The 14,315-nt window shown below is 69.1% G+C and carries 12 protein-coding genes; 7 read left to right on the top strand and 5 right to left on the bottom strand.

Annotation, left to right across the window (positions count from 1 at the left end):
- Positions 1-60: 60 nt before the first annotated feature.
- Positions 61-1,263, bottom strand: a complete 1,203-nt coding sequence (locus ACFTWF_RS07990) for a cysteine desulfurase-like protein (protein ID WP_378460716.1) — start codon at positions 1,261-1,263, stop codon at positions 61-63.
- 132 nt (positions 1,264-1,395) lie between these two features.
- Between ACFTWF_RS07990 and ACFTWF_RS07985 the strand changes: the two genes are divergently transcribed.
- From ACFTWF_RS07985 to ACFTWF_RS07960, 6 genes are all read left to right on the top strand, one after another.
- Positions 1,396-1,980, top strand: coding sequence for a bacterial proteasome activator family protein (locus ACFTWF_RS07985; protein ID WP_378460715.1), 585 nt, complete (start codon positions 1,396-1,398; stop codon positions 1,978-1,980).
- A 47-nt stretch (positions 1,981-2,027) separates the two neighbouring features.
- Complete coding sequence (locus ACFTWF_RS07980; RefSeq protein ID WP_378460714.1) at positions 2,028-2,900, top strand: ABC transporter permease; 873 nt, start codon at positions 2,028-2,030, stop codon at positions 2,898-2,900.
- 38 nt (positions 2,901-2,938) lie between these two features.
- Positions 2,939-3,835, top strand: coding sequence for an ABC transporter ATP-binding protein (locus ACFTWF_RS07975; RefSeq protein WP_378460713.1), 897 nt, complete (start codon positions 2,939-2,941; stop codon positions 3,833-3,835).
- A complete protein-coding gene (locus ACFTWF_RS07970; RefSeq protein ID WP_378460712.1) occupies positions 3,832-4,743 on the top strand; it encodes a glycosyltransferase in 912 nt (303 codons plus the stop codon). Before ACFTWF_RS07975 ends, ACFTWF_RS07970 begins: the two co-directional genes overlap by 4 nt.
- 211 nt (positions 4,744-4,954) lie before the next feature.
- Positions 4,955-5,995 carry a ribosome small subunit-dependent GTPase A gene (gene rsgA, locus ACFTWF_RS07965; RefSeq protein WP_378460711.1) on the top strand — a complete coding sequence of 347 codons (1,041 nt, stop codon included), beginning with the start codon at positions 4,955-4,957 and terminating at the stop codon, positions 5,993-5,995.
- 64 nt (positions 5,996-6,059) lie between these two features.
- The gene (locus tag ACFTWF_RS07960; RefSeq protein ID WP_378460710.1) at positions 6,060-6,935 is read left to right on the top strand and encodes a class I SAM-dependent methyltransferase; all 876 of its coding nucleotides are present in this window, start codon (positions 6,060-6,062) and stop codon (positions 6,933-6,935) included.
- On the opposite strand, the gene ACFTWF_RS07955 is transcribed toward ACFTWF_RS07960, so the two are convergent.
- The 3 genes from ACFTWF_RS07955 to ACFTWF_RS07945 all read right to left on the bottom strand — a co-directional run bounded on the left by ACFTWF_RS07955 (position 6,907) and on the right by ACFTWF_RS07945 (position 11,196).
- Positions 6,907-8,430, bottom strand: a complete 1,524-nt coding sequence (locus ACFTWF_RS07955) for a mannosyltransferase (protein WP_378460709.1) — start codon at positions 8,428-8,430, stop codon at positions 6,907-6,909. The genes ACFTWF_RS07960 and ACFTWF_RS07955 overlap by 29 nt on opposite strands.
- Entirely contained in the window at positions 8,427-10,316 is a 1,890-nt protein-coding gene (locus tag ACFTWF_RS07950; RefSeq protein WP_378460708.1) for a glycosyltransferase, read from the bottom strand. Before ACFTWF_RS07950 ends, ACFTWF_RS07955 begins: the two co-directional genes overlap by 4 nt.
- 82 nt (positions 10,317-10,398) lie before the next feature.
- On the bottom strand, positions 10,399-11,196 hold the full coding sequence (locus ACFTWF_RS07945) for a glycosyltransferase (protein WP_378460707.1): 798 nt from the start codon (positions 11,194-11,196) through the stop codon (positions 10,399-10,401).
- Positions 11,197-11,326: 130 nt separating this feature from the next.
- Here ACFTWF_RS07945 and ACFTWF_RS07940 point away from each other — a divergent pair, with 130 nt between their 5' ends.
- A complete protein-coding gene (locus tag ACFTWF_RS07940) occupies positions 11,327-13,462 on the top strand; it encodes a hypothetical protein (RefSeq protein ID WP_378460900.1) in 2,136 nt (711 codons plus the stop codon).
- On the opposite strand, the gene ACFTWF_RS07935 is transcribed toward ACFTWF_RS07940, so the two are convergent.
- On the bottom strand, positions 13,434-14,291 hold the full coding sequence (locus ACFTWF_RS07935) for an SGNH/GDSL hydrolase family protein (RefSeq protein WP_378460706.1): 858 nt from the start codon (positions 14,289-14,291) through the stop codon (positions 13,434-13,436). The genes ACFTWF_RS07940 and ACFTWF_RS07935 overlap by 29 nt on opposite strands.
- Positions 14,292-14,315 lie beyond the last annotated feature (24 nt).

The raw sequence follows: 14,315 nt of genomic DNA, 5'->3' as shown, positions 1-14,315 counted from the left end.
CGAATGTCACATTGGGCGCGGCGGCGGTGGACCGGGCGCGGCACGGGGCCAAGGGCGTACTCAGCCCAGGGTGGCGAGCTCGTTGACGAGCTGGTCGATCTCGTAGCGGGTGGTGTACGGCGCGAGACCGATGGTGACGGCGCCGCCCTCGTCGTTGACGCCGAGTGCGTCGAGCAGCCGGGAGCCGCCGTGGACGCCGCTGACGGTGGCGATGCGCTTGTCGGCGAGGTGCGAGGCAACCTTGTCGGCCGAGACGCCCGCGACGGTGAAGCTGAGCGTCGGAACCCGGCTGGGCGAGCGCCCGATGACCATCACCTGCGGTAGTCGCTTCAGCGACGCCATGAGGTGGTCGAACAGGGTGTCCTGGTAGTTCTGCAGCGAGCTGATGGACGCTTCGAGCTTCTCGCGCCGGGAGCCGGTGGCCGACTCGTCGAGGTTCGCGAGGAAGTCGATGGAGGTGGTGAGACCGGCGAGGAGCGCGAACTGGTGCCCCCCGACCTCGAGACGTTCGACACCCCGCGCGTAGGGGTTGAGCGACACGGCGGGGATGCGGTCGAGGAGGCTCGGGTCGCGGAAGACGAGGGCACCGACCTGCGGTCCACCCCAGGACGTGGCACCGACGGCGACGATGTCGGCGCCGAGTTCGTTGATGTCGACGTGCGCGTAGGGGGCGGCGCCGATCGCGTCGACGACCATCAGCCCACCGACCTCGTGCACGCGGTCCGACGCGACGCGGACGTCGGGCGCCGAGCCGACGATCGGGGAGGCGGCGGTGAGTGCGACGAGACGCGTCGTGGTGGTGATGAGGTCCTGGAACTGCCAGCTGGGGAGCTCGCAGGTCTCGATCTCGACTTCCGCCCACCGCACCTGGGCGCCGTAGCGGCTGGCGACGCGCAACCAGGGCGCGACGTTCGCTTCTTCGTCGAGGCGGGAGAGCACCAGGCCGGTTCCGAGGCCGAGGCGGGTGCTGAGCGATTCCGCGAGCCAGGCGAGGAGAACGGATCGGTCGGGGCCGAGGACGACCCCGGCGGGATCGCCTCCGACCAGGTCGGCGACGGCTGCTCGGGCCGCATCGAGTACCGCCGCACTGCGCCGGCTGGACACATGTCGTCCGGTCGACGAAGAGGCAGAGGCCCGGAAGGCTGTCGAGACAGTGCGTGACACCGCATCCGGAATCTGCATGCCGGCCTGCGGATCGAGATGGATCCAACCGTCGCCGAGTGAGGGGATGAGTCCCCGAACGCGGGCAACGTCGTAAGCCATGCCCGACACTCTAAGACCCCAAGTCAATACGGTCGAAGCCAGCCATCAATTGTTGCGATGAGCAACAAAATGGAATGGCCCCAAATCGGACGCACCTTCGCGCCGCCGAGCAGGAACAGACAAGATGGAGGCATGACGAACTCGGAGAATGAACACGTCGTCGTGATCGGCCCCGACGGTCAACCCATGGCGATCCCCGTCGCCGAGGCCGCGAGCAAATCCGAAGACCCCGAACCCGCCGGAGACGCGAACGGCAACGGCGCCGAATCGGTGGCCGACATGGTGGAGCAGCCGGCCAAGGTCATGCGCATCGGCACCATGATCAAGCAGCTTCTCGAAGAAGTGCGCGCCGCGCCGCTCGACGACGCCAGCCGCAACCGGTTGCGGCAGATCCACGAGTCGTCGATCCACGAGCTCGAGCAGGGCCTCGCCCCCGAACTGCGCGACGAACTCGAACGCCTCACGCTTCCCTTCACCGACGACACCGTCCCGACCGACGCCGAACTCCGCATCGCACAGGCGCAGCTGGTGGGGTGGCTAGAGGGACTGTTCCACGGCATCCAGACGGCCCTGTTCGCCCAGCAGATGGCGGCCCGCTCCCAGCTCGAGCAGATGCGTCAGGGCGCGCTGCCTCCGGGCCTCAGCATGGGCAACCCGCACGGGCCGCACAACAACGATTCGGGGTCGCAGTCGAGCGGTACGGGCCAGTACCTGTAGCAACGGGCAATCAGCATGGAACTCGACTCCCGGTAGGCTCGGTGCCCGTGTCAGCATCCGCTATCGAAACCGAGGCCGCAGGCGGCCCGCTCCCGGCGTCCGATTCGCAGACCTTCCGTCGCGCGTTCAGGGACCTCGGGGACGGCTTCGCTCAGCGCGAGCTGTGGCTGAGCCTCGGCTGGCAGGACATCAAGCAGCGCTACCGCCGGTCGGTGATCGGTCCGTTCTGGATCACGATCGCGACCGGCGTGCAGGCCGCGGCGATGGGCATCCTGTACTCCGCGCTGCTGGACATCCCGCTGGACGAGTTCCTGCCGTACGTCACCGTGGGTCTGATCGTCTGGAACCTGATCAGCGCGAGCATCCTCGAGGGGTCCGAGGTGTTCATCGCCAACGAGGGGCTGATCAAACAGCTGCCGTCGGCGCTGAGCGTGCACGTGTACCGGCTCGTGTGGCGGCAACTGCTGCTGTTCGCCCACAACCTCGTGATCTACGTGATCATGCTGTTCGTGTTCGGGGTGTGGCGGCACCTGACCTGGATGTCGCTGGCCGCGATTCCGGCGATCGGGCTGATCGTCGTCAACGCCGCGTGGGTGTCGATCATGTTCGGCATCTTCTCCACCCGGTACCGGGACATCGCGCCGATCCTCGGCAGCATGACGCTGCTGCTGTTCGTGCTGACGCCGATCATGTGGACCACGCAGAGCCTCGAGGCGCAGGGCGGTCAGGCCGCCGAGCGCGCCAAGCTCGCCGAGCTGAACCCGCTGTTCCACTACCTCGACATCGTGCGCGCACCGATGATCGGGCAGGACCAGCAGGCGTACCACTGGTACATCGTGCTGGCCATCACCGCCGTCGGGTGGACCGCCGCCATCCTCGCGCTTCGCAAGTACCGGGCCCGCGTGCCCTACTGGGTTTAGGGGTCACCATGACAACGGTTGAGCGGAGCGAGGGGCAAATGGCGGAGCATGTGAGCATCGAGACGCGGGACGCCTGCGTCGACTTCCCCATCTTCGACGCCAAGTCCCGGTCGCTGAAGAAGGCGTTCCTCGGCAAGGCCGGCGGTTCCATCGGGCGAAACAATTCGGACGTCGTGGTGGTCGAGGCCCTGCGCGACATCAACCTGTCGCTGAAGGAAGGCGACCGGATCGGCCTGGTCGGCCACAACGGCGCGGGCAAGTCGACGTTGCTGCGGCTGCTGTCGGGCATCTACGAGCCCACCCGCGGCAGCGCGAGCATCCGCGGCCGGGTGGCCCCGGTCTTCGACCTCGGCGTGGGCATGGACCCCGAGATCTCCGGCTACGAGAACATCATCATCCGCGGCCTGTTCCTGGGGCAGACCCGCAAGCAGATGCTCGCGAAGATGGACGAGATCGCCGAGTTCACCGAGCTGGGCGAATACCTGTCGATGCCGCTGCGCACGTATTCCACCGGTATGCGGGTGCGCGTCGCAATGGGCGTGGTCACCAGCATCGACCCGGAGATCCTGCTGCTCGACGAGGGCATCGGCGCCGTCGACGCGGAGTTCATGAAAAAGGCGCGGGTGCGTCTGCAGGCCCTCGTGGAACGCTCCGGCATCCTGGTGTTCGCCAGCCACTCCAACGAGTTCCTCGCCCAGCTCTGCGACACGGCCATGTGGATCGATCACGGCCGGATCCGGCAGCAGGGCGGCATCGAGGACGTCGTCCGCGCGTACGAGGGTGACGACGCCGCCGATCACGTCCGGCACGTCATCTACGAGATGGACCGGGAGAAGTCCGGGCTCGGCGCCTCGGCCGAACGGGACGCCCGTAGCGTCGGATCGAACGACCGTCCCGTTCGCACGGCCGCGGAGGCCGAGGCGGAGTCCGCGTGAGCGCTCCTGCCGAGCGGATCGTCGGCGTCGTCGTCACCCACAAGCGCCGCGAACTGCTGGCGGAATCGCTGAAGGTGCTCGGTTCGCAGTCGCGTCCGCTGGACCATCTGGTGGTCGTCGACAACGCCGCCGAGGACGACGTGCGAGCGCTCGTCGAATCGTCCGGCATTCCCGTCAGCTATCTCGGGTCGCAGCACAACCTCGGCGGGGCGGGCGGCTTCGCGCTCGGCATCCTCTACGCGCTCTCGCTCGGCGCCGACTGGGTGTGGCTCGCCGACGACGACGGCAGACCCGAGGGCCCGAAGGTCCTGGAGACGCTGCTCGACTGCGCGCAGCGGCACGGGCTGGCGGAGGTCTCCCCCGTGGTCTGTGACATCGACGACCCCGACCGTCTCGCGTTCCCGCTGCGCCGCGGTGTGGAGTGGCGACGGCTGCGCTCCGAACTGTTCGCCGACGGCGACGACTCCGCCGACCTGCTCCCGGGCATCGCGTCCCTGTTCAACGGCGCCCTGTTCCGGGCGTCGGCGATCGACACGGTCGGCGTCCCCGACCTGCGGCTGTTCGTCCGCGGCGACGAGGTGGAGGTGCATCGCCGGCTGGTGCGGTCGGGGCTGCCGTTCGGCACCTGCCTGCAGACGGCGTACGTGCACCCGAACGGCGCGGAGGAGTTCAAGCCGATCCTCGGTGGCCGCATGCATACGCAGTACCCGGACAACGAGACGAAACGCTTCTTCACCTACCGCAACCGGGGTTATCTGCTGTCCCAGCCGGGCATGCGGAAGCTGCTGCCGCAGGAATGGGTGCGGTTCGGGTGGTATTTCCTCGTCACGCGGCGTGATCCGCAGGGTCTGCGGGAGTGGATGCGACTGCGCAAGCTGGGCCGCCGGGAGCGGTTCGAGCGGCCGTAATTCGGTTGCGCCCGGGTCCGGCCCGGTGGGAGCATCGGGGGGTTCCGGTCGAAAGATCCTGATGTTTCGATCCCGATGTGCGTGAAGGAGTGAGTGTCCGATGACGGTCTCGTCGGCCGACGCCGTGTGCGTCCGCTCCCCCTTCCCCCTCGCCTGACCGAACCCGCGCAGTGGTCCGGTCGGCGCTCATCGACCCGAGGATCACATCACCATGTTCGACCCTGGACCACTCCTGCCCTACGGCTGGAACGACACGATTTCCGACGCCTTCGACAGTTACCCGACCGACGGTCGCGAACCCGGGCGGGTGCTCCGGGTGGACCGCGGCCGGTGCGACGTCGCCGCCACCAGCGGTCTCGTCCGCGCGCTCGCCGGCGAGCACACCCTGTGTACCGGCGACTGGGTGACGCTCCACCGTCTCGGCGACGAGATCGCCGTCGCCGATCTGCTCCCCCGGCGCGGCGCGATCGTTCGGTCCTCCGCGTCGGGGCGGTCCGAGGGCCAGGTGCTCGCGGCCAACGTCGACACGGTGGTGATCGCCGCGGCACTGGACACGGCCCTCGATCTCGGGCGCATCGAACGCCTGCTGGCGCTGGCCTGGGAGAGCGGCGCGCAGCCGGTGGTCGCGCTCACCAAATCCGATACCGTGCACGACGATTCCCTCGCGACCGCGGAGGTGGCAGCGGTGGCGCCGGGCGCGACCGTGCTCGCGGTGAGCGCCGAAACCGGGGACGGCGTCGACGTCCTCACCGCCGTGATCGACGGGACGGTCGCCCTCATCGGACCGTCGGGTGCGGGCAAGTCGACGCTCGCGAACGCGTTGCTCGGCGAAGACCGGCTGGCCACCGGACGCGTCCGCGACGGCGACCACAAGGGGCGTCACACGACGGCGCATCGTGAACTGCTGCCGCTGCCCGGCGGCGGCGCCCTGATCGACACACCGGGGCTGCGGGGTGTCGGCATGTGGGACGCGGCCGACGGGATCGACAAGACGTTCCCCGAGATCGACGAGTTCGCGAGGCAGTGCCGGTTCGCGGATTGCTCGCACGACACCGAACCCGGGTGCGCGGTGCTCGGCGCGGTGGAGCGCGGCGAACTGCCCGAGCGCAGGCTTGCCAGCTACCGCAAGCTGATCCGCGAGAACGGGTGGATCGCGTCGCGTTCCGACGCGAGGCTGAGGGCCGAACGCGAGCGGGAATGGAAGACCATCGCCCGCTGGCAACGGCAGATGTACCGCAGCCGCGGCCACTGACCGGACGGCCTGCCCGCATCCCGGTTCACTCCCTGAGCCGGGATGCGGCTGGCACGATGGAATCATGTTCGATCTTCGGAGAAAGGCCCGTCTCAAGCTGCAACGTGCCATGTCCGAGGTGGTAGCCGAGTCGGATCGGCGGTCCCGCGAACTCACCGAGAACCAGCACGACCAGACGCTGGCCGAGCTGAGTGCGACCAATCAGGAACTCGCGCGGGTGCTGTCCGAACTGTCGGATGCGCGCATGGAGATCTCCGACGTCCAGCAGCGGCTCGGCGAACTCGAGCAGCAGGCCCGCCGCGACATCACCCAGGCGCTGGACGTGCGGGCCACCAATCAGGCCGCCGCGTTCGTGCTCGAGCACATGCCGAAGGCGCCCGTGTTCTGGCATCCGCAGGACACGCTGCGGTACGGCCTGTCCCAGGTGGAGGTCGACGGGCCGGCCCTCGAATTCGGCGTGGCGGCGGGCACGACACTCCGCATCATCGTCGAGGAGTTGAAGGACGCCGGGCACGAGGTGTTCGGATTCGACGTGTTCTCCGGTCTGCCGCAGACGTGGCGCACCGGATTCCCGGCCGGCGAGTTCGCGCAGGACAACCTGCCGCAGGTGCGCGGCGCCCAACTGGTCCCCGGACTGTTCGAGGACACGCTGTCGGGTTTCCTCGACGAGCACCCGGGACCGGTGTCGTTCGTGCACCTCGACGCCGACCTGTACTCGTCCACGAAAGCGGTGCTCGATCGGATCGGGCACCGGCTGGTCGCGGGCACGGTGATCGTGTTCGACGAGTTCTTCAACTTCCCCGGGTGGCAGGAGCACGAGTACCGGGCGTGGACGGAATTCGTCGACCGCACCGGCGTCGGGTACGAGTACCTGAGCTACACGGCCAACCACGAACAGGTGGTGGTCCGGATCACCGCACCAGCTTCACGGCCTGCGTGACGTTGAACGTGCGGCGTTCGTCGACCCGCAGCCCCGACCGGGTGAGCGCCGCGAACGCGTCGGTGTCCTCGAAGTGGTACGGCGGCAGCGTCCAGACCTCGTTGGACGTGTGCCGGATGATCCGCTCGGTGTCGCGCTCGTAGTCGGTGAAATACCAGACCACCGAGCACGAGCCGAGCGTGCCCTCGACGTCCGGGACGGCGAGTTGGTCGTCCCACAGCGACCCCCGGCTCGCCGCCGTGGTGCCGAGTCCGATGTCGCGGGTGCCGTCGAAGGCCGCCGGCCGGACGTTCTTCACCAGCCGCAGCGATGTGGGGTTCCAGGCCGGTGTGTCGAACAGCACGCAGTCGCCGGGGCGGAGATGCTCGGCGGCGAAACCGTTGACGGTGCTGAAGTCCATGCCGCTGGGCTTCGCCCACTGCTCACGCTGCGCGACGTAGGCCGGTGACGCCACTACGGCGAACACCGCCAGCACCGCGGCGGATTGCCACCACTTCCGGGTCAGGGCGACCAGGCACAGTCCGCCGATGAGGGCGACCGCGGGCGTGGTGAACGTGAAATACCGCGGGAGGTACACCGGGCTGCGCAGGATCGAGTACGCGAGCAGCGCCGCCATCGGCACCGCGACCCATGGCAGCGCGACGGACAGCGCCGACGGCAGTCGGCGGCTGCGCACCAGCGCCACCGAGCCGGCCACGACGAGCACGGCGAACAGCACCGCGAACCATGGTGCGCCGACGAACCACTGGTACTCGGCCACGGCCCGCGGCAGGTGGTCGTCGAGCGGCGGGATCCACGACACCTGGACGGATTCCCGGCGCACCAGCGCCACGAACGGCGCCGCGGCCACCACACCCGCGGCCGTGGCCGACGTCCAGCCGAGCCACGACCGCCGGGCCTCGCGCAGCAGCAGAATCGTCAGCAGGTGCGCGGGAGCGAGGGTGATCAGGTAGACGAACAACACGATCGACACGGCCAGGCCGACGGCGTACAGCGTCCACAGCCACCACCGCCGGAACCGCAGAGCGGCAAGGAGAATCACGGTCAGCCAGAGCGCGGCCGCCGCGGTGGCCGCGTATCCGCGGGCCTCCACCGCCGCCCACGTGACGCTGGGCAGCAGCACGAACAAGATGCCCGACAGCACCGCCACGCGCCGGGTGGCGATCATCGCACCGAGCACCACCACCCCGGCGCCCGCCGCGCCCGTGGCCAGGGCGCTCGGGAACCGCGCCGAGAACTCCGAGGCCCCGAACAACTCGAACCAGTACCGCATCCCGACGTAATACATGCCGTGCACGGCATCGATGTGGCCGAGCAGATTCGACAGGTCCGGCCGGGACCGCTGACTCGAATACAGCGTCGCGACCTCGTCGTACCAGAACGACGGCCGCCAGCTCCACGCCGCGCCGAGCACCACACCGAGCGCGAAGACGAGGAACGAATCCCGGAGCAGCCCACGCGCATCGCGCACAGGAAGCGGTCCGGTCACCGTCACTTACCGTAGAGGCGGGCCCAGTTCTCTCGACTGGTGAGCTGCGGCAACGCGTCCCGATACCGGCGCTGCGTCGACGCCGCGTCTTCGCGGAACCGCTTCATCAGCTTGGCCGTCCGGGCCGTGAGTTCGCGGGCGGTCTCCTTGTCGCGGCGGCGCACCCGCACTCCCGACTGGGAGGCATCGGTGATGACCGCGGTGTCGAACAGCGACACGTGCCACCAGTGCGCTTCGGCCACAGGGATACTCGCCACACCGTGCTGGGTGCGGCCGAGCCACTGATAGGCCGCGCGCTTGGCGAGGACCAGATCGATCTTGCTCTTGTCCGGCTGGAAACCCGCGTGCCGGGTGACGAGGTCGGAGTTCCGGACACCGGGGATGTTCGTCGCTGGGTGCTTGACGGTTTCCGGGAACCGCTTGCGCTCCTCCCGGATCGACGCGAGCACCGCCTGACCGCCGTCCTCGAGCACCTCCGGCCCCTCGAGGAAGTCCTCGATGCCGCGAATCATGGTGTACGCCAACCCGTACTGCATCGACACCAGGTACTGGGTGATCTCCCGCGTCATCAACTTGCTCAGCGACTTGGCGTCGAATTCGCTGTGCAGCGCGGCCGCGATCAGCGAGTTGCGGATGCTGAAGTACTTGGCCCAGTCGTCGCGGTCCTTCCAGTGGAAGTCCGCGTGCCACACACCGGCATTGGGGAGGGTGACCGTGACGAATCCGGCCGCGCGGGCTCGGATGCCGTACTCGATGTCGTCCCACTGGAAGAACATCGGCAGCGGGAGCCCGATCTGCGCGACCACCTCGGCGGGGATCAGGCACGACCACCACGCGTTGTAGCCGGCGTCGACCCGCTTGTGCTGCTTCTTCTTGAGCAGGTTGATGTCGTGCCGAGATCCGGCCGCCCAGCGGCCCGCCTTCAGCTTCGACAGGTCCGCTTCCTCGGCGCTGACGTGCAGGTGCTCCGGGTTCATCAGGTACAGCATCTGCGCGCCCACGAGCGTCGGCTCGGAGGTGACATTGGCGAACGCGTTCATCCGCAGGATCGACTCCGGCTCGCACAGGATGTCGTCGTCCATCAGGATCAGGTTGGCGTGCTCGTTGATACCCGACACCTCGTACATGCCGCGGGTGAACCCGCCGGCACCGCCGAGATTCGGCTGTCGCAGGTACACCAGCTTGTCGCCCAGGATCTCGGCGACGTCGGTGAACCGCTCCCGCTCGGATACGTGGTCGCTGCCCTGGTCGACGACGTACACGGCGTCGATGCCCGCGGCCATCGTCGGGTCGTTCGCGATGGCGGCGACGGTCTCGGCGCAGTCGTCGGCGCGGTTGAACGTGCAGATCGCGATGGCTGCGGGACGGATCACCGACGGTGCGGCGACGGTCCACTCCAGTTCACTCACGTCGAGGGGGCCGTCGACGGCGGTGAACTCGACCCACAGGGAGCCGCCGTCGAGGTAGGCGTCGAGCTTCGCGGACAGCGTCGCCGTGCCGGAGCCGTCGATCTCCGCCGTGCTCAGGATGCGGGAGTTGCCGCCCGAATCCGAGCCGCGAAGCGCCACCACGGCGCGACCGTCGGCCTCGTGGCGGAACGCGACCGTCACGTCGGTGACCGTCGTCCACCGCTGGTAGTAGCTGGCGGCGAACCGGCCGAAGTAGGTGTCGGTGTCGACCGTCGCACCCTTCTCGAGGTGCACGACGTAGCGTTCGCGGTGCGCGCGACCCTTGACGATCCTGGCGTACAGATCGTCCTTGACCCGGGTGGTCGGTCCCGTGAAGAGACCCCGCGCCACCACCAGGCGGTCGGGTGCGCGATGCTCGGTGAGAGCACTCCGGACCGCGGCCGTGCTCCCGTCCACAGGTGCTACCGACGCAGACTCGTTCATAGTGCTCCTACTAGTTCCCCGCGAGAGGTGGGCTGGACCGCGCCACGGCGACGGCACGATCCTCTTCTCGGTTCGCAGGGTATCAACCTCGCGACGCGCTCCCCGACCATGCGAGGCGACCCCCGTCCCGGTGACGGGCCCGCAACCGGAACAGCCCCACCCCCATCGCCAGCACATCGGCCCTGGATATGCGGGTTTCGTGACTGTCGTGGTCGTCGCTCAGGCGCACCGGAACCTCCACCGGCACGATGCCGGACCGCTCCGCGAGGTAGACGAGTTCGGTGGTGAACAGGAATCCGGGCTCGACGAGGCCGGGAACCAGTTCGCGGATCAGGTCGCCGTCCATCAGGACGGTGCCCTGCGGGTCGCCGGTGCGCATCCCCAGGACCACCCGACGCATCGCGGCGAACCCCCAGGTCAGGGTTCCCCGGAGGGCACCGCGCCGCACCTGGGAGTCGGGGTGGGCCTTGGACCCGATCACGACCCGGGGCAGCCGGCCGTCGGCGGCGAGACGCTCGGCGCCGTCGAGGTCGTCGAATCCGAACGGCAGGTCGTCGGCGGTGAGCAGCACGTGCGCGCCGCGGCTCGCCTCCGCCCCGGCACGCAACGCGTTGCCCATGCCCTTCTCGCTCTGCAGGACCGTGAGCGTGACCGGCCCGGCCGCCCACCCGGCGGCGAGGCGGGCGCAGAGTTCCGCGGTGCCGTCGGTGGAGCCGTTCTCCACGACGATGATCTCGACGTCGTCTCCGGCGAGGCGGTCGGCCACCCGGCGGACGGTCTGCTCGATGACCGCGGCGGAGTTGTAGGCGGGGATGACCACGGAGAGCGCCTTCGGCGCCCGTGCGCCGTTCTGGTCGTGGGAACAACCGAAAAGGCGCACGGGCGCAGCCTAACTCGTAGGCTCGGAACCCGTGGCACCCTCCGCATCCGTGTCCTCGACCGTCACCCGATCGATACGCGGCGTTCCGGAGTGGACGGTGGCACTGGCCGTGGCTGTGGCCGCCGCGGCCATGGCGACGATTCCCCGGATCGTGGACGACCGCTTCTATTACGCGGGCGACATGCTGGAGTCGTTCGTGCCATCGTGGCACCGGATCGGTACGGAACTCCTGGCCGGGCGGTGGCTCACCGTCAATCCCGATGCCTGGATCGGCGGCAACTACGCCGGCGAGGCGGCCTACGGCCTCTACAACCCCGTCAACCTGGCCAATTACGCGCTGACCGCGAAATTCGAGGACCTGTCCGTCGCCGCGTTCGTGATCATGACCGAATTCCTCGCCCTGTTCGCCCTCGCGACGTATCTGCTGTGCCGTGAATACGGTGCCCGCCGCGGTCCCGCGGTCCTCGCCGGACTGACGATCCCGTTCAGCGGTTTCACCCTGTTCTACGAGGCCGGCGGCTGGCCGTCCGGGATGATGGCGGTCGCGTGGGTGACGCTGTTCTGGTGGTCCGCGCTGCGCCTGTCCCGCGGTCGGACGCCCGCGCTGGTCACGTTCCTGATCGGCGCGCTGACGGTGAGCATGGGCAACCCGTACGCGGCGCTCGGCGCCGTGGTGGTGCTGCTGGGACTCGGGATCGGTCTCCTCGTCCAACGCGAATACTTCCGCCTGCTCGTGCTGGTGATCACCGGCGCGTGCGCGGGCACCGCCGCGCTCGTGACGTATCTGCCGCTGTTCCTCAGCGTCGACGTGACCACCCGCGCCGGCAGCACCGGCATCTTCAACGACACGTTCCTGCAGCCGCAACTCGGCGGACTCGCGGCGATGAGCAGCCCGTCCTACTTCCCGGTGATCATGACGTTCGGCGGCCCCGTCGAGGTCATCCCGTCGCTGTACCTCGGGTGGTTCGTGCTGCCGCTGCTGCCGTGGCTGCCGTGGAGGCGGATCCGCGCCCTGTTCGCGTCGCCGGGGTTTCGCCGCACGCACGGGCGACAGCTGATCAGCCTGGGCGTGATCACCGTCGTCTACTTCCTCTTCACGTTCGGACCGTCGAACGTCGGGATGTTCCGGTGGCCGATCCGGTTGGTCGAGTACCTGTACCTCTGCATGCTGATCGGCCTGTCCCTGGCGCTGTCGCTGGGAATGGCCCGCGACCGGGTGCGTCTCCGCGCGACGGCGTCGGCGGTGCTGATCGCGCTGGGCTTCTATCTGGCGTTCTCGTCCTCGCCGGCGCTGACCGGCCGACACGCGCTGTTCGCGCTCCTCGTCGTGGCGCTGTGTGGAATCGCGTACGCGGTGGGGCGACGCCGCGCCGCGTCCGGTCTCGTCGTCGCCCTGGTCCTCGGCACCGCGGTGGTGACCGCCGCGCAGGTGTGGTCGCTCACCCACGACGTCGAGACCGGCAGCCGCGCCGACCCGTCGAGCACCACCGTCCTGTCCGCGCAGACGGACCGCTATCAGGGCACCGTCCTGCAACTCGCCGCGCTGGACGCCACCCCGGCGGGCGACATCACGGCCGGCCGGATCCTGTTCGGCAACGAGATCATGGCGTCAACCGTGACGGGCAGCGTCAATGCGTACACCGGCATCGGGTTCACCGAATTCCAGGAAGCACTGTGCATGGACTACCGCGGCGCCGTCTGCCCGGGTGTCTACGGGGCGTTGTGGCAGCCGGTGAACGCGGACATCCCGATCCCGCTGATCGACTACCTGCGGGTGTCGACGCTGGTGGTGCAGCGTGCGCTGCTGCCCGAGGTCGAGACGGCACCGCCCCCGCCCGGCTGGCACGTCACCGAGCGCGGCGATACCCGGACGGTGCTGCAACGCGACCGGCCGCTGACCCTGCCCGGGCGGGTGTCGTTCGCCTCCGACGGCGTCCGGGTGGTCTCGTCCGAGTCGAGCGCGGCCACGGAGACGGTGCGGGTGACGGGCAGCGGCGGCACCGTCTCGTTCGCCCGGCTCGCGTGGCCCGGCTACTCGGCCACCGTCGACGGCGAATCGGTGGCCGCGACCGCGGGATGGCACGGCCTGCTCGAGGTGACGGTGCCGCCGGGTGACCACGAGGTGGTCGTGACGTTCCGGCCGCCCCGGCAGAATCTGTCGGTCGCCGCGTTCGGCGCCGCGACGGTCATGGTGCTGATCCTCACCGTCACCGATGTGGTGGTACGCAGGCGAAAGCTCAGCGCGGCGACCACTCGGAGGACGTGAACGCCGACGCCTCGGAAGACCCGGACTGCCCGACCGCCGCGGACGACAACGCGTCCGCGATCAGTTGGTGCCCGCTCTGGTTCGGGTGATCGCCGTCGTCCGCCAGCAGTCCGGTGGGGTCGCCGTCGCCCCACGCCCCCTTGAACGCTCCGAACAGGTCGACGTAGGTGGCTCCCTCCGCGCCCGCGACCTCCGAGATGACGTCGTTGGCGCGCAACGTCAGCGCGGAACTGTCCCGGAGGAACTGCGGGCCGAACAGCTCGCGGGCCACGTCGCCGTCCGGGAAGACGTCCCAGTACCCGGTGACGAGCACCGCGGTCGGCTGGCCGTCACGGAGTTCGGTGATGCGGTCGAGCACGGACGTCAGCGTGGTCTGCAGCTCCGGGAGCACCGGCGCGAAGCAGCCGAGCCCGCCGTCTCCGCCGCAGTCGCCGTCCAGGTAGTCGTCGAGTTCGGCGTAGAAGTCGTTGGCGCCGATCGTGACGGTCACGACGTCGGCGTCCCGGACGGCGTCGGCGTCGTATTCGCCGGGTTCGAGGGAGTCCAGCAGGTCGGTGCTGGTCCAGCCCCCGACCCCCAGATTCGCCACCTGCACGGGCAGGGCGTCACCGCCGGAGAGTTCGTCGCCGAACAGTTCGACGAACGGGGTGCATCCGGGACAGCCGTCACCGGCGGGGATCGAATCCCCCAAACCCACCAGGGTCGCGACCGTCGGCGGGGAAGGCTGCTCGGCTTGCGGCTGCGCCGCGGGCGACGTCGTGGTGGTGGAGCAGCCGGCGACGAGCGGGAGTACGACCACTGCGGGAACAGCGAGAATCCAGCGTCTCACGGGGCCTCCCCATCACGTCCTGCG

The sequence above is a fragment of the Rhodococcus sp. NPDC056960 genome, from assembly GCF_042674125.1.
Classification (GTDB): domain Bacteria; phylum Actinomycetota; class Actinomycetes; order Mycobacteriales; family Mycobacteriaceae; genus Rhodococcus_F.
The sequence above is the reverse complement of the archived record's forward strand: the minus strand, read 5'-3'. Positions and strand labels throughout refer to the sequence as shown.

What these genes read in the sequence shown, in the direction of transcription:
- ACFTWF_RS07990 (WP_378460716.1), bottom strand. Translation starts at nt 1,263, where the DNA reads ATGGCTTACGACGTTGCCCGCGTTCGGGGACTCATCCCCTCACTCGGC.
- ACFTWF_RS07985 (WP_378460715.1), top strand. Translation starts at nt 1,396, where the DNA reads ATGACGAACTCGGAGAATGAACACGTCGTCGTGATCGGCCCCGACGGT.
- ACFTWF_RS07975 (WP_378460713.1), top strand. Translation starts at nt 2,939, where the DNA reads ATGGCGGAGCATGTGAGCATCGAGACGCGGGACGCCTGCGTCGACTTC.
- rsgA (WP_378460711.1), top strand. Translation starts at nt 4,955, where the DNA reads ATGTTCGACCCTGGACCACTCCTGCCCTACGGCTGGAACGACACGATT.
- ACFTWF_RS07960 (WP_378460710.1), top strand. Translation starts at nt 6,060, where the DNA reads ATGTTCGATCTTCGGAGAAAGGCCCGTCTCAAGCTGCAACGTGCCATG.
- ACFTWF_RS07950 (WP_378460708.1), bottom strand. Translation starts at nt 10,316, where the DNA reads ATGAACGAGTCTGCGTCGGTAGCACCTGTGGACGGGAGCACGGCCGCG.
- ACFTWF_RS07940 (WP_378460900.1), top strand. Translation starts at nt 11,327, where the DNA reads ATGGCGACGATTCCCCGGATCGTGGACGACCGCTTCTATTACGCGGGC.